This is a genomic window from Streptomyces sp. ISL-87, assembly GCF_018614095.1.
Lineage (GTDB): Bacteria > Actinomycetota > Actinomycetes > Streptomycetales > Streptomycetaceae > Streptomyces.
In genome coordinates, this window is record NZ_JAGGOY010000068.1 from 26767 (window position 1) to 46594 (window position 19828).

Below are 19828 nucleotides of genomic sequence, written 5' to 3' on the forward strand. Positions count from 1 at the left end.
TCGCCGACGGAGCGGCGTGCGGACCCGGGAGGGCGCAGACCCAGGTGCGGATTAGCCGCGCCCGAGGGGCGATCCGCCCGAGTACCGCGGATAGGCGGGTTTCGCCGTCGGCTTCTCGACGAGCACGTAGCCGTGCGCCGCCATCACTTCTTTTTGGAACTCGACCATTAGCCAGGCGCCCTCCGGAGCGCGGGCGGTTTCATTTCCCCCGCCGGAGGTGAAGAAGCGCAGCAACGCGCCGGCAGCAGTGTTCCCGGTGTCGCATACCTCGCACAGCTCCAGGGTGATCGGACGGCCGAACGCGTCGCGCTGAGGCATCTGGCAGGCGGAGATCAACGGTCCGCTGCACCGGGAGCACAACGGCAGGTTGTCGCTGAGCTGAAAGGACATGTGGGTCATGGAGTCCCCTTGCTTTGCCGGGAGCGCCATCCAACAGGCCACTGACCAGGGCAGTCAATACCTTCGCGTGAGCGGCACATGAGAGGGGACTACGCGACGTGTTGACTGAGGTGTCAGCTCTGGCGCCGTCACCGAGCATGCAACGAACAGCGTCCTCATCCTCCGATGAGGGAACGACGGTCTTGGACGAGCTGGCGCCAACGGGCGCGTACGGCGGCGGGCCGTCGATCCAGTGCGTGGTGGTGGGACCGGGCAGGGGCAGGCCGGCCACCTGCACCCCTCTTGCTGACCGGCTACCAGACTCCAGCCGCCCTTCGCCGGCTCGGCGTCAAGCGCCTGGCCACCTGGCTCCGCAACCGCAGCGTCCGCGGCGCCGACCAGCTCGCCGAGACAGCCATCGAAGCCGCCGATCGCCAGCACACCAGCCTGCCCGGGGAGAAGCTGACCGCGCAGATGGTGCACACGCTGGCGAAGGAGGTGATGGCCCTCAACCAGCAGGTCGCCGAGCTCGACAAGCTCATAGAGGCCCACTTCGCGACCATCAGCACTTCGAAGTGATCACCAGCATGCCCGGCCTGGGCGTCATCCTCGGCGCCGAGTTCCTGGCGGCCCCCGGCGGCGACATGGCCGTCTTCGGCACACCGGACCGCCTCGCCGGCTTCGGCGGCGTCGCACCCGTTCCCCGCGACTCCGGCAAGATCAGCGGCAACCTCCGGCGCCCGCAGCGATACAACCGCCGCCTCCAGCGGGTTCTCTACACCTCCGCGCTGTTCAGCATCCGAAGGTGCGAGGAATCCCGCCGGTTCTACGACCGCAAACGTGCCGAGGGCAAACGACACACTCAGGCCGTCCTCGCCCTCGCCCGCCGCCGCGTCAACGTGCTCTGGGCCCTCCTGAGGGACGGACGGTGCTACGAGCTCACGCCCCCAGCGGCCCTCGCCGCTTGACAAACGGCATTAGGAATCGGTGAGACGAAACTGTCAGTCATCAATCTTCGGTGACATCGATCAGCCTTCGATGACACAGCACAGCAGCCGTCAGGGTTCAGTTTCCAGAAGAAACGTACATCTAACTCAAATCCGGCTCACAGAACGGCGGCTTGGGTCGCCGTTCTCAGACGTCCCGGTATGGATCGACCTCGGAGCCGCTGGCAGGCCGCCAGGCGGCCGCACAGTCGATCTCGGGCAGTTCGAGTGGGGTTTGATTGCTCCGTTCGGGTTGGACTCAGCGAGATCAGAGGTCGGGGCAACAAGTAGGGCCTCGGCCGAAGCCGTTACCCCTGACTGCTCGACGGCCGGCGACCCATATCGGCAACGGACACGTGGCCCAAGGGGCTACTCCCCCGTCATCGACTCGGCCGGACGGAGGGTGTCGACGGCCCACCGGAGCGGCGTGGGCGCCTACAGCAGACCGAAACTGCCCAGGCTCGGGGGCAGGACGCTTCACTCACGAGACGCGCCGGAGTTCGCCCCTCAGTGACTTCCTACTCGCAACGTTAGTAAGCTTGCGCTATGACCACTCAGATTCCTGCGGGAGATAGAGAGAAGGTTGTCTCCAAGCTGCCAGCGCTGATGCGGCAGGACCTGAAGGTCCGAGCCGCAGAGCGCAGCTGTGACATCCAAGACGCCGTCCTTCAGGGGCTGCAGTCGTGGATGGCCAAGGCAGAAGAGACTCCACTGGTAGCAACGACCGGGGCCATCCCCTTCGCCACCCACCTTCCGGTCGGCGTCTGGTCCGCCGTACGGGAGGTATGCGCACAGCGCGGGATCCCCCTCGTCCAGGGGCTGTCCCAGGCCGTTCAACTCTGGCTGACTGACAACCCGTCCCCCAAGGTGCGCCCCTTCACCGGCATCCCCCAGCGTCTGGTGGTCTGCAACCAGAAGGGCGGCGTCGGCAAGACGGCAGTCGCGGCAGGTCTGGCACAAGCCATGGCCGAGGACGGCAAGCGCGTCTTGCTGATCGACTTCGACCCGCAGGGGCATCTCACCGACCAGCTTGGGCTTGAAGAGATCCCGAACGACAAGGGTCACGACAGCCTGGCGAAGCACATGGTGGGGGACAACGACGGACCTCTGGAACGGCTCCTCGTCCCGCTGGAGCACGAGAAGTTCGGTGGCCGGCTCTTCGTGCTACCCACCTGCATGGACGCCTTCCTGCTCGACACCATGCTCGCCCTGGCCACCAAGGTGCGCACGAAGGAATCAGCCCTGGAGAAGGCTCTCCGCCCCGTCGAGAGCCTCGTTGATGTAGTCATCATCGACTGCCCTCCAACTCTGGGCACCACCATGGACACCGCCCTCTACTACGCGCGGCGTCGTGACGGCGAGGCCGTAGAGGTCTCCGGCGTTGTCATCCCCGTGCAGGCCGAGGACAGCTCAGCCAAGGCATTCCGCATGCTGGATGAACAGATCTCCTCGCTTGAGGAGGACTTCGCCCTGGCAATCGAGTACCTCGGCTTCGTGGTCAACCTGTACGAGAGCCGCCGCGGGTTCGTGGCAACCTCTTCGCTGGAGCGCTGGGAGAAGATGGAAAGCCCCCGACTCCTCGCCGTCATCGGTGACCTGAAGGAGCAGCGGGAGGCCGTCCGAATGCGACAGCCGCTCCTCGTCTACTCAGAGCACTGCGAGCAGTCCGAGATGATGCGGACCATCGCACGGAGGCTTTCATGAGTGGCAAGAAAGACCTGCTTGGCCAGGCTGACACCTTCGACCGGATGGCTCACAGCCGCAGTGCCCGGCGCGGCATGATCGACCGCGTGACAGGGAAGGACGGCATCCCCTCCCAGCTGCCCCTGAACGAGATCAGCGCAAACCCCGAGAACCCTCGGGACGAGCTCGGCGACCTGGAGGGCCTGGCGGCAAGCCTGCAAACCGTGGGACAGGTGCAGGCCATCACCATTGCCAGCGTCGACGCCTATCTGCGGGACCGGCCGCAGATGGAGGGCACACTCGACCCTGACGCCGCCTACGTAGTGGTTGACGGACACCGGCGCCTTGAGGCAGCCCGTCTGGCCGGCCTGAGGACGATGAAGGTCTTCGTAGACGATGCGCTTGCCACGACAGATCGGCGCCTGCTCGAAGCGGCATTCGTCGCCAATGCGCAGCGGAAGGACTTCACCGACCTGGAGGCCGCGCAAGCCCTGCAACTGCTGGTTGACCTCCACGGGTCCCAGCACGAGGCAGCGCGCCGGATCGGCAAGTCCCAGGCCTATGTGTCGCAGAAACTGTCGCTGCTGAGCCTGACGCCCAAGCTCCAGGCCGACCTCGCTGCTGGCCTCCGGCAGGTGAATGAGGTCCGTGGGCTGGCAAACGTTCCGGCCTCGCAGCAGCAGGAGGTTGCCGACCGCCGTGCCCAGGAAACGGCCCAACGCAAGGCGGAGAAGCGCTCGGTCCAAAAGACAGGCGATAACTCAGTTATCACCCGTGCCGTTCCGGTGCCGCGGGATCCCACAGGCGATGTCCCGGCGACTGATAACTCAGTTATCACCGCTGAGCTCCCGAAGACGTCCGCGAGCGCGGCTGCTGATAACTCAGTTATCGCCCCCGAGTCGCAGCAGACGTCCGCGAGCGGCACCGCTGACGGCCAGCGCACAGTCCATCCGGCCCTCACTCCGGAGTTGTGGTCGCCCGTTCCCGACCTTGACCAGCTGGCCGCGCTGCTCCGCGAGCAGCTGAGCGAGGATCAGCGACTCACGCTGGCAACCCTCCTCGTGGACTGACGATGGGGTCCACCCGCCCTGTGGTGCCCCGGGCTGAGCCCGGGGCACCACCCGGTTCTCTGCACCATTCACCCCACAGGGATCCAAACCATGGGACAGGCAGCCAGCCGAGGCCACATGATCAGACGACGAAGGAGGCGCCGCCCATGATGCAACTGACCCGTACGCACCGGATTCTCATCGGTGTGGTGGTGGCCGGAGCCGTCGTCATCGCGGGCATCGGATTCGCCGGTTCGTACGCGGCCGTGCGCGCGCTCGCTCTCCAGAAAGGCTTCGGCAGCTTCTCGTTGGTGTTCCCGATCGGCATCGATGCGGGCATCTGCGTCCTGCTGGCGCTGGATCTCCTCCTGACCTGGATCAGGATTCCCTTCCCGCTCCTGCGCCAGACGGCGTGGCTGCTGACGGCGGCGACGATCGCGTTCAATGGTGCGGCGGCCTGGCCGGACCCGTTGGGCGTGGGCATGCACGCCGTGATCCCGATCCTGTTCGTGGTCACGGTGGAGGCAGCCCGGCACGCGGTGGGCCGGATAGCGGACATCACCGCGGACCGTCACATGGAGGGCGTCCGCATCACGCGCTGGCTCCTCTCGCCGGTCCCCACGTTCAAGCTGTGGCGCCGGATGAAGCTGTGGGAGCTGCGCTCCTACGAGCAGGCGGTCGTCATGGAGCAGGACCGGCTGATCTATCAGGCCCGGCTCCAGGCCCGGTACGGGCGGGCCTGGCGGCGCAAGGCCCCGGTGGAGGCGCTGATGCCGCTCCGCCTGGCCCGGATCGGCGTTCCGCTGGCCCAGACGGCCCCGGAGGGCTTGGCGGCGGGCATCGAACCGGTCCTGCTGGCCCCGGGGCTGGAGACTGCCGAGCACCTGACGGTAGGGCGGGCCGACGCACCGCAGGGCGTTCCGGTCACGGCACCGGCCATGGTGGGGGAGAGGGCGGCGGGTTCCGCAGATACGGACGAGAGCCTGGCCTACGCGCTGGAGCCGGCTGCCGACCCCAGCCACGACGGGTACGGTCACGGCCACCCGTACAGTCCCGAATTCCAGGGAGCGCGGACGCCGACACAGTCTGTCGCTCCCGTGGCCGCCGAGCCGGCTCGTTGGACGGAGGCGGAGCTGTGGGAGGCCTGCCGCTCGTACGTGGCGCGCACCGGCGGGGCTCCTGATGCCGCCGCTTTCGTCGCGCACCTGGCCGAGGCGTACGGGGTGGTGGACCCGGTGACCGGTGGGCCGCTGCCCGTGACCGAGGTGGAGGAGCTGCTGGCCCGGTTCCCCAGCCGGATGGCTGTGACCGGTGAGGGCGCGGTGACCGGTCACGGTGGCGAACCCCACCCCTTCTTTGAACCCGCCTTGGTCCGAGGTGACGTTCATGCACTCTCCGGGCAGGCCCCGGTGTCCGGTCAGGTGCCGGCGCCATCGGCTTCGGCCGGTGTCGGGGTGCCGGGCGCAGGACGTCAGCAGACGTCCCCCGACGTGCTGACTGATCCGGTCCCAGGGTCGGCGGGGGAGATCGAGCGTTGGGAGGCGACGGTCACTGACACCGGTGCGGCCGCTGCTCGGCTTCCCCGGCAGCAGACCGAGGAGCCTGTCCTGGATCCGGTCCAGCAGCAGATACTCACCGTCGCTGCCTGGCTCGCCGAGGCTGAGGAGACCGGCGTGAAACTGTCTGGGGCAGAGGTGGCCCGCCGCCTGGGGGTATCACCTAAGACGGGCCAGCGCCGCGTGATCGACGCAGGCAAGCACCTTACCGAGCAGCGCCGACAGCAGGGGCGCGCTCACCTCCGCTCGGTCTGATACTGACCAGCCCCGTGTGACCGATGCCCAGCGACCGAAGCTTCTGTGACCGGTGACCGATGCCTTGGTGACCGATGACTGGTGACGTGACCGGTGCCCCGGTGACCGGTCACGGCCTAACCGGCCTTGGTGACGGCGCGGCGGTGACTGATTCGGTGACCGATCCGGTGACTGAATCGGTGAGTGACCGACCATCACCGCACCGGTGCCAGTCACCGACACGCCGGGTCTGAAGCCCACCCGACGCGAGTGGCTGGCGTCAGGGCGAGGCCTGACCCGCCGTCGTGCTCGGCCGTTCCGCCGTGACCGGTCCAGCAGCCGCACCCCCTGTGACGTGCGGTTTGACCGATGACCGATGGTCAGGATGACCAGTGACCGATGACCGGTCTGACCTCCATCGGTCATCGGTCATGACCGATCCCCGCGCTCTGGGGTGGCCGGGTTGTGACCGATCGGGCCGGTGACTGGTGACCGCTTGGGCCGGTGAGTGATCCTGCTGTGGCCGATCCGGGTCCCGGTGACTGGTGACCGATCGACGGCTCGTCGGTCACCGGCCATGACCGATTCCCGGGCCGCCGGTCACCAGAACCTCGGCCACTGAACCGCCCTCCCCGGCGTTCCGGATGTGGCCGGTGAGTGGTGACCGATCGGGGCGGTGACTGGTCCGGGGCGGCCGGTGAGTGGAGGCCGCTACGCTGATCCGTTCTTCAATGACTGGGGAGGCTGTGCAATGAGTTCGGTGCTGCGCGTTGATGCCGACGGCGGGACGGCTCTGATGCCGTGGCCGGCTGACGAGTTGGAAAGGGGCCTGTTGATCCGGGCCGGGGTCGGAGGCTCTGCGGATACGGCGGTCTACCACCGTCGGGCCTTGCTTCATGTCCACGGCAACGGGCAGGCCGAGCGTCTTCCGCTGAACTTGGCGGTGTGGGTGCTGGCTTCGGTGTGGCGGGGGATCGAGCTGCCGTACGGGCTTCACGGCACGGTGATGGTGACCGGCCCTCAGTCCGAGGCGCTGGATGCCGATCTTGTGGCGGAGGTCCGGGCTGTGTGTGCGGCGGTGGCCGAGGTACGGGCTGAGTGGCAGGACCAGCCGCCGGTCGGCGAGGGCCCCGCCCGCGCCGAACTCCTCGCCGCGGGCCGGCATGCCAGGGATGCGCTGCGCGCTCCGACGGCCTGAGCCCTCACACATCAAGTGCACTGGACGGCTGCGGGGTGCAGTGCTCCCCCGCAGCCGTGCAGTGCGTGCGATGTCGTGTCAGACCCGCACGGCGTGCGCCTCGGAGGGGGCGGGCTTCCCGGACAGGACCAGGGTCATGGTGTCCTCGGTGGCGTCGTCGAGGGTGATGTCGTACGTCCGTGCCATCTGCTGGATGCGGGCGGCGGTCCGGCGGATCGCGGCGTCGTTCCCGGCGGCCCATTCGATGGTCAGCAGGTCGCGGTAGAGGACTTCGGAGGTCTCTTCGACGTCCAGGGCCTGGAGGACGGTACGGCGGGCGGCGTCCAGGTCGGGGGTGTCACCGTCGGTGTGCCAACAGGCCAGGGTGTGCGCGGTGTCGGTGATCCTCGCGAGCATTTCCTGGATGACCGGGTCGGCCCAGGGAAGGGTCCGCCCGTCGAACGGCTTGCCCCGTACCAGCGCCATCGCCGCTTCCAGGTCGGCGGTGCCGGTCTTCGGGCCCGAGGCCAACCCGCGGGAGGCCAGCGCCTTGAACTGCTCCCAGTCGGAGGTGACCGACGGATGGAAGGTGTACCCGGCCCCCGTCTTGGGGCGGGGGAGGAGCGGGTGTCCGTCGTCGGTCAACCCGATCACGTTCCGCAGCTCGGACAGCCGTGAGTGCAGGGTCCGGGTCGTCCATGGGTTGACCGGGTCCATCGCCTGGCACAGGTACTCCATGCTGCGCCCGGGGCGCAGGTGGAGGAGAGCGGCGACGGCAGTGATCCGGGGGGCGTGTGCGGAGCGGACACCGCCGCTGATCCGCAGGGGCCCGAGCATCTCGATACGAACCTGAGCGCCCTCGTCGGCCGGGCCGGCCGGGCCGACGGCGGCCGGTGCGGGCTGTGCGGGTGTGGGGCCGTTGTTCTGGTCGGGGACGCGGGGCGGTGTCCCGGTGGGCATAGCCCCGGCCTGGGCGGCGTCGGCCTCCTGAGAGTCCGACGGTTGAGGTGCGGCCGGGGCGAGTCCGGCGAGGAGCGCGGGGAACGGGTTCCCTGGGTCCTGGGCGTCCTCGCTGGTGACTCTGACGGTCAGAGGCTGCCCGGTGGCAGCGGCCTGCTCGTGGCTCTCGGCGAACTCCCACGCCCCGGCCGCGGGCGCGGGTTCCTGCGCCGACACCTGCAAGGCGTGGACGTATTGCCGGTACTGCTCATCGGTGACGCGTTGCAGTGTCACCGGAAGGTCGAGCGGGTCGAGCCGGGTGGCCTGGTCGCGGGTGGTGTCGAGGATCTCCGCGTGTGGGAAAGCACGCCGGGTGGCGGGGGTGGCGGGCAGGACCACGGCGGTCTGTAGATCACGGGCCGCCGCGAGGGCGTCGGCCAACTGCGCCACGTGCTCCTCGTCGTGGTCCCCGGCGCCGATCGTCAGCCATGGCAGGACCTGTTCACCGCTCTGATGTGCTTCGAGGAGGAGCTCGCCGAGGTCGGCGGCAACGGCCGGGAGGTGGGGCATCGTGCGGATCCGGCCCTGCGGCAGCAGCCCGGACAGGCGGGCGCCGAGTCCCGCGGTGAGGATCTCGCTGTAATCGGTCCATCCGCAGGTCCCCAACTCCAGGGCGAGGGCGCGGGCGACTTCGAGGACCTCGTCCGGGGTTCCGTCCAGAAGCAGGACACCGCAGGTCGTCAGATCCGCCAGCAGCAGACCGTCGTCGTCCGCGCCGAGCGTGACCAGTCCGGGGTACGGGGCCTGGACGTCGCCGAGCTCCTCGACGGATGGGAGGACCGCCGCGGAATCCAGCGTCCAGGTCCGGGTGTCGGGGCCGGCGGTGAACGGGGCGACGGGGTCGGCCGGCTCGTCCAGCAGCAGAGTGATCGCGTCGGCCGCGAGGCGCGCACCGCGCACCGCGGGCAGGTCGGTGCCTGCCTCACCGGCGTGGTGGGCCAGGGTCCGCAGGACGCGGTCGAGTAGCTCGATGCCCTCCGGCTCGGCCGTGGCGCCGAGGACCTGTTCCAGCTCGGTGGGGTCGCTGTCCTGCGCGATGGTCTGCCCCGCGCGCCTTTGGCGCTGTTGCAGGATCCGCCGCACGCCGAGCGCGCCGGCGAGGGATGCCGCGAGCAGCGTTCCGATACCGGCGACCAGCGCCCAATTGACGCTGCTGCTGGCGATCTGCGCCCGGGAAGCGGGTGCGGCGGGCGAGGTGGGGGAGGGGGACGCGCTCGGGGCGGCCTGCTGGGGGAGTTGGGCGGCTGGAGCGGAAGCGGACGGCGCGGGGGACGCGGACGACGGGGGAGTCGTCGCGGTCGTCGCGGACGGGGCGGGCTTCGGGGCGCTCGTGCCGGTGCTCGCGGTGGGGCTGGCCTTCGGCGTGGGGGTGGCCTGAGCGGTGGGCGCCGTGGACGGTGTGCCGGTGGGCGGGGTGGTGGGGGTGGCGGTGGGGCGGGAGACATTCGGCGCGGGCGTGCCGGACGCCGGCGCTGCCGTGGGGAGGGTGAGCTTCTGCCCGGGGTAGATGAGATCGGGATCGGTGAAGCTGCCCCCGTCGGGGAGCGGTCCGCCCTCGTTGAGATCGAAGATCTCCACGTACCGGTCGGGCGCCCCGAGTTGCTCCCCGGCGATGGTGGTGAGGTTGTCGCCGTCCCGGACGCTGTACTCGGCGGCCTGGGTGGGGGTGGCGGTGTGGCCGCCCTGGGCCTTCAGTCCCTGCGTCTCGGCCTGGGTGGCGTCGGCGGGAAGGGCCAGGATCCATCCAGGCTGGATCGGCTGATCCGCGTGGAACGTGCTCCCGTCGGCCATGGCCCGCCCCTCGTTGAGGGCCGCGATGTCCGTCCACCGCTCGCCGTCCCCGAGGGCCTGTTCGGCGATCGACCACAGGCTCTCGGCCGGCTTCACGTCCCGCACCGTGTACGTCACCGCCGCGCTCCCGTCTTCGTCGGCCGCCACCGTCGCGGCACCGGCGGTGCTGCCGGTGATGGTGCCTGGGACGGCGGCCGCGCCGACGCTCACCGGTGCGGCGACGGGGGCCGCTGTCGCGGGCGCGGCCAGGGCCGTTCCGGCGGGCAGGGCCAGGAGCACGGCGCCGACCAAGGCGGCGGCGGCCCGTTGCCCGACCAGCCCTCTGATCTGGGGGGCGGCGCGGCCGCGGAGCTGGGCGGGGATTTCCAGCAGGACCGCGCACGCGAACAGGGCCCATCCCACCCATCCGGCGACGGCCAGGGCCAGTAGGAAGACCTGGCCCGAGTCGTCGGTGGAGAACAGGTGGGAAAGGGCGGCGAGTCCGGGTGGCCCGACCATCGTGGTGGCCCACCACAACAGGATCGGCAGGCCTGCCAGCAGTACGGCAAGGACGGTGAGGCTGATCAGGCCGCGCACCATCGCGGCCGCGGTCTGGGCGCCGCCGCGCGCGGGACGCGCCGGCTTGCGGGCGGTGGTGGGCTTCGGCATGAGACCGGTCCTATCTGGGCGGGGCTATTGGGGCTGGGTGACGCCGTGCAGCAGTCGGGCGTTTCCGTGGCCGGTGACGCTCATCGACCCGATGCCAACGATCGCGAGGAACTTGGTCGCGTACGCGTCCTGGACGGTGACGGTGAGCTGGGTGCGGTCATCGGAGAGGGTGGCGGTGCCCTGGGTGCCGGCTCGGGCCAGGTAGGCCTGGGCGGCGGCCTGCGCTGCCTCGGGATCCACGCGGACCCCGCTGCCGGTGACGGCGTCCGCCGGGTCGATGGCCTGCCCCGCCGCGCGGGCCGCCTCCATCGCCACGGCGTCAGCCCGCTCGGTGGCCCGCAGCTTCCCGCCTCCGTCGATCGCCAGACCGATGATCCCCAGAAGGGCGACGGTGACGATCGCGGTGTAGATAGCGATCCCGCCCTCATCGCCGCGCAACCGGCCTCGAACCGATCCCGATCCCGATTCCGATTCCGGTCCGGGGCTTTCCGGTTGTGCCGGTGTGGGTGCCGGTGTGGTCATGGCTATCCCTCCCGGGATCGGTAGGCGTCAACGACGGACGTGAATCGGCTGGTCAGCGTCTTGGAACCCGGAACCCCGGGCAGCAATAGATCGGACATGGTCACGGTGCAGGAGATCGTCACGGTGACGGTGCCGACCTCTCCGAGAGGCACGGCCAGCCCGGCCGTGTCCACGCTGGTGCTGCTCGACGCGCAACGGATGCCCTGATCGTCAAGGGAGCGGGCCGCCGCGGCACTCGCCTCGGCCTGCGCCCCCGACTGGGTGCGCGAGATGGAGGCGGCGCGGGCGGCGTCCTCGGCGGCGGCGTCGATCTTCGCGCCGGAGGTGACGATTCGCCCGCCGGCGATCGCCATGCACAACAGCATCAGCAGCAGCGGGGTCACGATCGCGGCGGCGATCGTCTCGCTGCCCCGGTCGTCCCGCAGCCTGCTCGTCCAACGGCCGGGCCCGGTCGGGTTGTCGGTCACGGTGCCGCTACCCACCTCTCGCGCGGGGCGCCCGCCGACTGGGACACACTCAATCCGGCGATGCCGGGAATCAGGGAGGGCGCATTGCCGGTGACGGTCACCCGTACCTCGGTGGCACTGCTGCCGGAAGTGCTGACCGTGCTACTGGTGAGACTGTCGCCCGCGATACGGCCCAACGTCTCGCGGGCCCGTGCCGCGCCCGCGCCCTCGGGGGACTGGTAGGTACGGGCCGCTGCCACCCCTTCACGGGCGGCGGTCAACGCGATGTTGCGGGCGAAGAACCACATGGCGGCCTGCACCACGGCGACCGTCACCAGGATCACGAACGGGAAGACGATCGCCATCTGAATGGACGACTCCCCCCGGTCTCCCCGACCCCGGCCCGATGTCGTGGACTCCTCGGCCTCCGACGCGGGCCCAGACTGCGCAGTGTCCGACACCGCGCCCTCCCCTCTGTCTCTCGGTGTGCTGTCGTACTCGGGCAGGTCAGAACTCGAACCGCTCGCCGCCGTACTTGGCGAGAAGGACCACCATCGCCACCGCGAGCGCGAGCGACCCGACGAGAATCAACAGCCAGATTCTGGCGATCGAGCGCATGAGGAACCTCCCCTTGTTCGGTCAGATCCCGGAGAGCAAGCCGTTGTACTTGGTGACGACGATCCCGATTGTCCCGGCGATCGTGAGCGCGCCGGCGACGGCGGCCACCCAGATGATGATGGTCGTGATCGAGATGTCGCCCCGGTCCTGGGCACTGTGCTTCTGGACCTCCTCCCAACGGGACTTGAGAGCAACGGCCAGGCGGATCGCGTACTTGGTCATCAGGGAATCTCCTTTGCGTGGGTCAGGTGTTGATCATGCGAATGACGCCGGGGAAAGCGATGAGGAGCATCACCAGCACCGCCATGAGCGCCCCGGGGGCGGTCATCTTCTCCGAGTTCGCGTTGGCGTCGGCCGCCTGGGCGGCGAGGAGCTCGGTGCGCAGGTTCCGCGCACGGGAACGGAGGGTGGCGTAGACGGACGCGCCGTCATCGGCGGACTGCCGCATGATCGCGGCGAGATCGTCCAACACAGGCAGATCGAGTTCGGCGGTGAGGCGGGCCAGGGATTCCCAGTGCGGCACCTTGTCCACCCGGGAGCGGGCCAACGCCCCCCGGATCCGCTGGAACGCCCACCCTTCTCCGACCTGGGCGGCCTGTTCCATGGCCTGCTCGGCCGAGACGTTCCCGGCCCGGCGCAACGCGACCAGGTCGAGGTAGGCGGCCATGGCGTGCGCGAACTCCGCGCGCGCCCGCTTGGCCTTGTCCCGCAGGGCCAGATCCGGGGCGAACCACAGCACGACACCCGCAAGCAGCCCGACGATCGCCGGCAGGTACAGCGGCAGGCCGAGGAGCAGCAGCGGGATCGTGGACAGGGGCGGCAGCAGCAGACCCGTGCCCGCCAACGCGACCTTGGTCAGCAGGAATCGGGCGGGGGTGGCGCCGGTGAGAGCCAGATCCTTGTACGGGATCCGTACGGCCGGCACGTCCGCGAGGCGTTCGAGGAGCCATTGTCCCCACCGCTCGTCCCGATCGGTCTCCTCGCCGAGCACGGGGGCGGGCGCGGGCTGGTTGAGCCGGCGCAGCGCGGGACCGAGCGCGGGTGCGGGGCGCAGGACCTCGCGGACCAACAGGGCTCCGCCGGCGCCGATGGCGGCGCCGGCCAGGATCGCGGCGACGGGCGTCATGCCGGCACCTCCTGATTCTCTTGCCCGGTCTCTTCGATCACGGGGGTGGAGGCGACGGCGCTGCGGGGGTCGGCGATCAGGAAGCGAGGGACGGGCTTGGTGTCGGCGATCTGCCGCATCAGCGAGAGGACCCCCACGAACGCGGCCGACAGGATCGCCAGCACCAACTGTCCGAGCGCGGTGCCGTACGGGGCGGTGTAGGACGGGACCAGGAAGCCAGCGCCGATGATGCCCAGGGTGATGATCGTCATCCAACGCATCGTGGTGCGGGGCTTGGCCCGGTCCGCCTCGATCACCCGACGTCGGGCGACCTCCTCGTGGACCGACTCGGCGAGATCGTCCAAAGCCTGCGCAAGGCCGGGGCCGCGGTCGGCGGCCGACAGGACCAGAGCAGCCACCACCTTGTCGGCAGTCACGTCGTTCAGCGCGTCCCCGAACAGGCGCAGGGCGTCCGTGGGCCGCCATCCGACCTGGAGCCGGTCGACCAGGTCACCGACTTCGACGGTGATGTCCTCGGGACACCCCTTGCGGGAGATCTGCAACGCCTCATCGAGACCGCGCCCGAGCCGGAGCACGTTCGCCAGACGCTGCGTCCAGTCGCCCAGTGCCTCCAGCTTCCCGATCCGGGCGGTCGCCGACTTGGTGGGCGACAGAAGCCAGGGCACGCCGATCACGGCGAGGAACACCATCGCCCCGGCCACGAACACGCCCGTCACCAGCCACAACAGCACCCCGGAAACGGCCCCGAGGACCAGCCGCGTACGACGAACCATCCTCTCGTCCCGCGACGTGAGGCTGCGCCCAGCCTGAAGTCGCGCCGCAACTCCGAGGCCCTTGGGGGCGGTGGTGCCCACGATTCCGGCGACCAGTCCAACCAGTCCACCCGTGAAGGCGAGGCCGGCCAACACCCACATCAGCAGTACCGTCACAACGCGTCCTCCGTGACCAGCAGCGGCAGCGCGGAGCCCCACGCGCCGCTCGGAGCGTTCAGCAGCGACGCGTCGAAGCCGGCTCGACGCAAGTCGTTGATGCACCGCGGGTGCATGAGCGGGACCGCGCGGTGTTCGCCCCACTCCCGCCGCGGCCCGAAGATCGCGTTCGTTTCCGGGCGGCCGCCCTCGCCGATCCCGGTCACCTCCAGCACATGGGAGAGGAACCGGTGCCGGTGCCCGCCGATCTTCGTCTCATCGATGGACGACACGAACACGATGAAATCCAACCCGTTCGCGGCCTGCCGATATGCCAACTGCTCGGACATGTTGGCCTGCGCCAACAAGTACAGCTCGGCGATCCGGTCGAACACCACCGATGGGTGGATGGCGTGCAGGGTGCACAGGTTGCCGCCCGCACCGTTCGTCATGGCCTGGAGCATCGCCACGATCTCCGGCCCACGGACCTCACCGACCACGATCCGGGTCAGCGTCATCCGCAGCGCCCGGTACATCAGATCCATGAGCGTGATCTCACCGGCCGCCGTCCCGGCGACCATCTCGCCGTTGGACTCGCGGGCCTCCATCGGCACGACCTGCCGGTGATAGCCGTTCTCATGGGCGAAAAGCTCGTACTCGGTCTCCAGCGTCGCGAACCGCTCGTCGGGGTCGACCTCCCTGAGCAGGGCGCGCAGCAGCGTGGTTTTGCCGGCGGCCTGCCCCCCGACCACCATCACGTTCTTTTCCGCGCGCACACACGCCCGCAGGAACGCCTCCAGCGTGGAATCGAGCATGCCGCGGCCGACCAGCTCGGGCAGGTCCGCGTGCCGCATGCTGTGCCGACGGATCGTGACATAGGTGCCAGGAGTCACGTCGATGACCGCCTGCAAACGGGACCCGTCGGACAGCCGCAGGGCCAGGAACGGATCCGCAGTGGACAAGCTCCGTTCGTTCTGCCCGGTGGTACGCCGGGCCAGATCCCGCAGGAGCTCGCGCAGCTCCTCGTCCGAGTCAGCGACCGGCGCCACCCGCACACGACGCCCGTCCGTGAAGTCGAGCCACACATCCGCGTACCCGTTGATGAAAATGTTCTCCACCAGGACGTTGTCCAGGTGTGCTTGCAGGCGACCGGCCCGGAACTGGAGATCGAACACGCCCTGCGCGATAAACGCGTCCTCAGCCTGACTCGTGGCCACACCGCGTCTCACCGCCTCGGCATCCGACCACAAGGCCACTTGCTCGTTGATCAGGTGCCGGCCCTGCTGCTCCTGCGCGGCCGTGGACAGACCCGGCCGGGCCCGCAACAGATCCGTGAGCCGCTCGCCAACCTCCTTCTTGATCAGGCGCACGGCGGCGTAGTCCACCACCATGCCCCCGGCCTGGGCGGCCACCACCAGCGCCGACGCAGTCGGGACCGGCGCACCCGGGCCCACGGCCCGCAGCTCGCCCGGCCCGACGCCCGACGGCGCGACCGGTGCCGACGGCACCTGGTGCACGGGCTGGGCGGCGCGAGGTCCGGACAGACGGGCCTGCAATGTGCCGGCCGTGACTTCGGGGTTGCTGTGTACAGGGTTAGCGCGCACCGCTGACCACCCGTCCCGAGCCGGAACCGGGCGGCGGCGGGGCGAGACGCGAGCGGCGGATCGCCACCAGCTCCTGCACCCGCACCGCCGCGGACCGCGCGGAGCGCATCAACTCGCCGGACTCGAACCGGCGGGGCTGCTCCGCCCCATCAGACAAGACCTTGGCCTCCTTGGGCCGCCACGGGATCACGGCCGTCACCGTGACCCCCAGGTTCTTGCGGATCTCCTCCTTGGAGAACGGGCCCTCGTCCACCAGGAGCAACCCGATTTCGGCGCTCCCGCCGAGCTGCTCGCGAAGTGCGTTCAGCCGTACCTGGGCGCTCTGCAACCCCCGCAGGGTGTTGCGGGCGACCATCAGCACGACGTCGGCTCGCTGCGCCAGCACCGCGGACGCGCCGAACGCCCCTCGTCGGCCAAGGTCCACCAGGACGTCGTGCCCGTGCGCCTCGATCCCGGCGAACAGTCCGGCAAGGGGCTGCCACACCGGTTCCATCGCGGAGGTGTGGGCGGGGTCGTAGAGGCCAGGCAGAACCAACCGGTCGCGGGTCTCCGCATCGGTGATGTCCACCAGCTGACGCCAGAACGCTTCCGCCAACTGGCCTTGGCGGGCGGCGACGGCCAGATTCCGCAGACCGTGGGAGTTGTCCAGGGTGCCCTGCAAAGCACCGGGGAGGATGGCCCCGCCGTCCGGGTCCGCCTCGGCGAGCACCACCCGGTGCCCCTCCGGGAGCGGCCACGTCATCAGGAGCGCCATCGCGGCCGTGGTCGCCCCCGGGGCGCCGAGACCACCCGCCAACGCGATGACCGCCATCAGCCGGCCTCCTGCGGAGCGATGATCAGCGCGACGGCGCCGGTCGCGACCCGGGCGGCGAGCGTCGGCCCGTCGCTCGCGGGTACCGCGACGTCGACCACGGCAACCCCCGTTGCGGGAGCGGCCAACCCAACTGCAACGACCGTGGCGGGCAGGGTCTTCGGCGCGGCCGGCTCACCGGCCTTGCCTCCACTCGTCGCCCCCGCGGCGGCCTGGGCCGGGTCGGGGGTCGATACGATCAGCACCTTCTGACCGGGCGCCAGACGGCTCGCGGGAAGCTGCGACGGCTTGAGCGCCACGCCGACCAGCTGTTCACCGGCCTTGACCAGCGACACCGAGGTCACCTGGCCCGGCGACAGGAGCGAACCGGCCTTCAGCGCGACGGCGGCCCGCTGCCCGACAATGCCGGCTTTCCTTGTGACGGGGACCGCCTTGACGGCCGGGTCCAGCGCGAGGGACGCGGGCGCGAGATCGGCATCGGTGATCGCCGCCCCCACCTGCACATCACGGGCCACCACCAGCACACTCGACCGCTCACCGGACGCGGTGAACAGCAGCGCCCCCGAGAGTCCTCCGGCCGCGATCAACGCGACGGACAGGGCGATCAGCCCGGGGCGGCGCCGCCGCTGGCGGACGACCCGGGGAGCGGGCGCCGGCTTGTCTGCGGGCCCGCCGGGCCCGGGTACTGGGACGCGGCCCGCCGCGGGCGTGGTGGTCGTGCTCACGTGCTGTGCCTCCAGAAGAGAGGAGAAGGGGAAGGGGGGAGGGGGCTGTGGCCGCCCGGGGTGCTACTGGCCCACGACCTGGACTTCACCGACCGCGACCGTGAACGTCGACTGCCGGACCTCGGTCAGCTGGCCGGCCTGGCCGCCCCCGGTCACGGCCCAGTCGATGCTCCACGTGGCTGTCGCGGTGCCCTGGTACTTGGCACCCGGCCGACCGGCCGACGTCGACCGGTAGAGGTGGCCGCAGTCCGGGGAGGGCGTCATGCCCCGGGCCGGGGTGTAGGGGGTGCCGGGGCCCGTACAGGTCACGGTCGACCCGTCGCCCATGCTCCAGGCGATGGACGACACCTTGGCCGTCGCCGTCACCGTGACCCCGCCCGCCGACGCGGACGCGGTGTTTGGCCCCCACGTCGTCGGGCTCTGGCCTACCCAAAGCCACATCGGCACCCCGACCGTGTACCGCCCCTCTGCCCTCGGGCTCACGATCGCCGGACCCGCCAGCAACATGCTGTCGACGGCCCGCTGGGCGAGGACAGCAGGGTCCACGGCTGGAGCCGGCACATTCTGCGACCAGAACGCCGCTCCCTGGATGTCGGGTGTGACGGCCCCGTTCTGGCCCGGCTGGTGACAGGGGTTGACGTACACAGCCCCGTTGCCGGGCTCGTGCCCCTCCCACAGGGCGCTATCTGCCGGGGGCTGTGGCTCCAAAAGCCGGATAGCGCAGTTCTCCGACGGAACCGATTCGCCGCCCCCGCCCCCGCCGCCGCCCGAAGGGGCAGGCTTCGTACCGCCGCCGCCCGGCTTTGCGGGGATGTCGACGTGTACACAGAAGTACTGGTCGGTACAGCCGCCTGCGCCGACTCCACCGTCCGCCCGAGCAGCGGGTGTTACGGCGGCGACCAGGACGAGACTGCCGAATACTGCGGCGGCGCTGCCTCTCAGCATGCCTGGTCCTGGATCTTCTCTTCGAGGATCACCCACCCGTCTGGCCACTTCTCGGCGGTCAGCGTGGTGATGTAACGAAGGCGCCGCTCCGCGGGCAGGGCGATCTCCTCGCCGGTCTTCTTGTCGACGGGCTTCCACTTCGAGACGTCGGTGCAGCCGGTGATGACGGCCGTCTTCAGCTTCGCGCGCTCCTTGAAGCTGATGGAGGTCCCCGAATACTGCGGGCTGCCCACGGTGACCTGGCCTGCGTTGCGGAGATTGATAAGGCCACCCTCGATTCGCGCGTAGGCGGATCCGGTGGCCACCTTCTTGAGGTCGGTGCCCTTCGAGTCCGCCTTCGAGTACGCCGCGGCGATCACGCTCCAGTACCGGTCAGATGCCGCCTGGACCTCTGCCTTGTCAGCTGCCAGCGGATCCGCAGAGGGACTGGGCGACACGGTGGGAGCGGCCGGCGCGGAGAGGCTGGGAGGCGGGAGTGTGGCCTTCTCCTCCTTCGTGCAGCCGGAGAGCACGACGGTGAGGACGGCGGCGCTGGCGGTGGCTGCCAGGATCCGGCGGTGTACGGAGGATCGGGTACGGCGTGTGGTCACGTTGGTCTCCCCGGTTGTCGCCTGGCCGCGGTGGTCTCGGGCTGCCCCTGCCCGGCACGCGGCATCGCTGCTGCAACGTCTCTGAGCTGCTGCGGTGCGTTGTATTGGGCACCCTACGACGTCACTGAGCCAGGGCCCATGGGGTTCTAGGGACACAGGCAGGCAGTCGGCATGGTTTAGGAGCAAATGTCGTCCAGGCATATGCGGTTGGCTCCCTGTCAGTTTGCGTGTCGCCTCAGCACATGGGACGTTTCCAGTGCTGGCGGAGTCTCTGGAGACCAGTGTCTGAAAGTAGACGTTGTGGCTGATTCTTTGCGCATGTGACGGTCTGAGGCCCCACCGGTGGACCGGGTGAAGATGCCTTCGATCCTTGACGCCGCACATCACCGGTTCACTCACCGGTGACGGCTGCGCAGATCACGATCACGTCGGGGAACACACTCACCGGCCCCCGCCGAGGGCCGGGCCGCCGCTTCCGGGCGGGGTCAGAACGGGGGCGGCTCGCCGCTCGGTGTCGGCTCGGGCGGGCCGTTCCGGATCCGGCGCGGGGATGCCGGGGACCGAGTGGTGCCGTGGCAGCTCCCGCGGACAGGCCCAGGTGAAGGCGTAGACGTCGTAGTCGACGATCAGCCGGGATCCACCAGCGTTCTCAGGATGCGGGAAGTCGCGGCACCCTGCGGGCGTCGCTGCGCTGACCGGGACTAGCTCGTCATCCGGAGCAGGATGGGCGCCACAATGTTGTCGGCGTCACGCGAACTCATCCAAGCGGCGCGGGCGGCGTTAAGATCTCCAGCGCGCCACTCAAGGACTCCCAGGAAGTTGAGCGCGTCGGTGTCCCCGTTTTCGGCTCTCTTGCTGAGGGCAGCGCGCGCGCCGGTTTGGGTCCGCCGCGGATCGTCGTCCAGCAAGGCCGCGTATTCACTCGCCCCAGGGTGTCCTGCCTGGGCCGCCTGCTGCAAGAAGGAGCGGGCTTGGGTCATGTCTCCTTCGACAGCGAGCACAGACCCGAGGGTGACCATGGCGTCCGTGTCG

At 69.8% G+C, this 19828-nt stretch carries 18 protein-coding genes and 2 pseudogenes; 6 read left to right on the forward strand and 14 right to left on the reverse strand.

The genetic code is table 11. The annotated features are described in order from the left end of the window. Positions 1-51: 51 nt before the first annotated feature. Complete coding sequence (locus J7I97_RS25070) at positions 52-399, reverse strand: DUF6300 family protein (RefSeq protein ID WP_214938676.1); 348 nt, start codon at positions 397-399, stop codon at positions 52-54. 204 nt (positions 400-603) lie between these two features. Between J7I97_RS25070 and J7I97_RS25075 the strand changes: the two are divergent. The 5 genes and pseudogenes from J7I97_RS25075 to J7I97_RS25095 form a co-directional block, all read left to right on the forward strand. After that, positions 604-1346 (forward strand): annotated as a pseudogene (locus tag J7I97_RS25075) (transposase); the annotation flags it as partial. A 564-nt stretch (positions 1347-1910) separates the two neighbouring features. After that, entirely contained in the window at positions 1911-3068 is a 1158-nt protein-coding gene (locus tag J7I97_RS25080) for a ParA family protein (protein ID WP_214938678.1), read from the forward strand. Further along, positions 3065-4117 carry a ParB/RepB/Spo0J family partition protein gene (locus J7I97_RS25085; RefSeq protein WP_214938680.1) on the forward strand — a complete coding sequence of 351 codons (1053 nt, stop codon included), beginning with the start codon at positions 3065-3067 and terminating at the stop codon, positions 4115-4117. Before J7I97_RS25080 ends, J7I97_RS25085 begins: the two co-directional genes overlap by 4 nt. Before the next feature lie 149 nt (positions 4118-4266). Further along, positions 4267-5907: a DUF2637 domain-containing protein gene (locus J7I97_RS25090; protein ID WP_214938704.1), complete on the forward strand. Its 1641-nt coding sequence runs from the start codon at positions 4267-4269 to the stop codon at positions 5905-5907. Between the two features lie 868 nt (positions 5908-6775). Beyond that, positions 6776-7084 (forward strand): hypothetical protein, encoded by a 309-nt coding sequence (locus J7I97_RS25095; RefSeq protein WP_214938682.1) that lies wholly within the window; start codon positions 6776-6778, stop codon positions 7082-7084. A 78-nt stretch (positions 7085-7162) separates the two neighbouring features. On the opposite strand, the gene J7I97_RS25100 is transcribed toward J7I97_RS25095, so the two are convergent. The 11 genes from J7I97_RS25100 to J7I97_RS40000 form a co-directional block, all read right to left on the reverse strand. Next, on the reverse strand, positions 7163-10501 hold the full coding sequence (locus J7I97_RS25100; protein ID WP_214938684.1) for a LysM peptidoglycan-binding domain-containing protein: 3339 nt from the start codon (positions 10499-10501) through the stop codon (positions 7163-7165). A gap of 24 nt (positions 10502-10525) precedes the next feature. Then, on the reverse strand, positions 10526-10939 hold the full coding sequence (locus tag J7I97_RS25105; RefSeq protein ID WP_214938686.1) for a pilus assembly protein TadG-related protein: 414 nt from the start codon (positions 10937-10939) through the stop codon (positions 10526-10528). 86 nt (positions 10940-11025) lie between these two features. Continuing rightward, entirely contained in the window at positions 11026-11490 is a 465-nt protein-coding gene (locus J7I97_RS25110; protein ID WP_214938689.1) for a TadE/TadG family type IV pilus assembly protein, read from the reverse strand. Continuing rightward, positions 11487-11840, reverse strand: a complete 354-nt coding sequence (locus J7I97_RS25115) for a TadE family protein (RefSeq protein ID WP_374195511.1) — start codon at positions 11838-11840, stop codon at positions 11487-11489. Before J7I97_RS25115 ends, J7I97_RS25110 begins: the two co-directional genes overlap by 4 nt. 268 nt (positions 11841-12108) lie before the next feature. Beyond that, on the reverse strand, positions 12109-12309 hold the full coding sequence (locus tag J7I97_RS25120) for a hypothetical protein (RefSeq protein ID WP_214938693.1): 201 nt from the start codon (positions 12307-12309) through the stop codon (positions 12109-12111). 22 nt (positions 12310-12331) lie between these two features. After that, positions 12332-13213 (reverse strand): type II secretion system F family protein, encoded by an 882-nt coding sequence (locus J7I97_RS25125; RefSeq protein ID WP_214938695.1) that lies wholly within the window; start codon positions 13211-13213, stop codon positions 12332-12334. Then, positions 13210-14142: a type II secretion system F family protein gene (locus tag J7I97_RS25130; RefSeq protein WP_308378366.1), complete on the reverse strand. Its 933-nt coding sequence runs from the start codon at positions 14140-14142 to the stop codon at positions 13210-13212. Before J7I97_RS25130 ends, J7I97_RS25125 begins: the two co-directional genes overlap by 4 nt. Further along, on the reverse strand, positions 14139-15536 hold the full coding sequence (locus J7I97_RS25135; RefSeq protein ID WP_374195510.1) for a CpaF family protein: 1398 nt from the start codon (positions 15534-15536) through the stop codon (positions 14139-14141). Before J7I97_RS25135 ends, J7I97_RS25130 begins: the two co-directional genes overlap by 4 nt. A 178-nt stretch (positions 15537-15714) precedes the next feature. After that, complete coding sequence (locus tag J7I97_RS25140; protein WP_214938697.1) at positions 15715-16536, reverse strand: hypothetical protein; 822 nt, start codon at positions 16534-16536, stop codon at positions 15715-15717. After that, complete coding sequence (locus J7I97_RS25145; protein ID WP_308378367.1) at positions 16536-17261, reverse strand: SAF domain-containing protein; 726 nt, start codon at positions 17259-17261, stop codon at positions 16536-16538. Before J7I97_RS25145 ends, J7I97_RS25140 begins: the two co-directional genes overlap by 1 nt. A gap of 63 nt (positions 17262-17324) precedes the next feature. After that, positions 17325-17588 (reverse strand): hypothetical protein, encoded by a 264-nt coding sequence (locus J7I97_RS40000; RefSeq protein ID WP_308378368.1) that lies wholly within the window; start codon positions 17586-17588, stop codon positions 17325-17327. 10 nt (positions 17589-17598) lie between these two features. On the opposite strand from J7I97_RS40000, the gene J7I97_RS40005 reads away from it, so the two are divergent. After that, positions 17599-17889 carry a hypothetical protein gene (locus tag J7I97_RS40005; protein WP_308378369.1) on the forward strand — a complete coding sequence of 97 codons (291 nt, stop codon included), beginning with the start codon at positions 17599-17601 and terminating at the stop codon, positions 17887-17889. 310 nt (positions 17890-18199) lie between these two features. Here J7I97_RS40005 and J7I97_RS25155 read toward each other — a convergent pair whose 3' ends face one another. Continuing rightward, positions 18200-18796, reverse strand: a complete 597-nt coding sequence (locus J7I97_RS25155; RefSeq protein ID WP_214938700.1) for a hypothetical protein — start codon at positions 18794-18796, stop codon at positions 18200-18202. A gap of 701 nt (positions 18797-19497) precedes the next feature. Next, positions 19498-19828 (reverse strand): annotated as a pseudogene (locus J7I97_RS25160) (hypothetical protein); the annotation flags it as partial.

What these genes read in the sequence shown, in the direction of transcription:
- J7I97_RS25085 (WP_214938680.1), top strand. Translation starts at nt 3,065, where the DNA reads ATGAGTGGCAAGAAAGACCTGCTTGGCCAGGCTGACACCTTCGACCGG.
- J7I97_RS25125 (WP_214938695.1), bottom strand. Translation starts at nt 13,213, where the DNA reads ATGACGCCCGTCGCCGCGATCCTGGCCGGCGCCGCCATCGGCGCCGGC.
- J7I97_RS25070 (WP_214938676.1), bottom strand. Translation starts at nt 399, where the DNA reads ATGACCCACATGTCCTTTCAGCTCAGCGACAACCTGCCGTTGTGCTCC.
- J7I97_RS25100 (WP_214938684.1), bottom strand. Translation starts at nt 10,501, where the DNA reads ATGCCGAAGCCCACCACCGCCCGCAAGCCGGCGCGTCCCGCGCGCGGC.
- J7I97_RS25080 (WP_214938678.1), top strand. Translation starts at nt 1,911, where the DNA reads ATGACCACTCAGATTCCTGCGGGAGATAGAGAGAAGGTTGTCTCCAAG.
- J7I97_RS25140 (WP_214938697.1), bottom strand. Translation starts at nt 16,536, where the DNA reads ATGGCGGTCATCGCGTTGGCGGGTGGTCTCGGCGCCCCGGGGGCGACC.
- J7I97_RS25120 (WP_214938693.1), bottom strand. Translation starts at nt 12,309, where the DNA reads ATGACCAAGTACGCGATCCGCCTGGCCGTTGCTCTCAAGTCCCGTTGG.
- J7I97_RS25090 (WP_214938704.1), top strand. Translation starts at nt 4,267, where the DNA reads ATGCAACTGACCCGTACGCACCGGATTCTCATCGGTGTGGTGGTGGCC.
- J7I97_RS40005 (WP_308378369.1), top strand. Translation starts at nt 17,599, where the DNA reads ATGGACGACACCTTGGCCGTCGCCGTCACCGTGACCCCGCCCGCCGAC.
- J7I97_RS40000 (WP_308378368.1), bottom strand. Translation starts at nt 17,588, where the DNA reads ATGGGCGACGGGTCGACCGTGACCTGTACGGGCCCCGGCACCCCCTAC.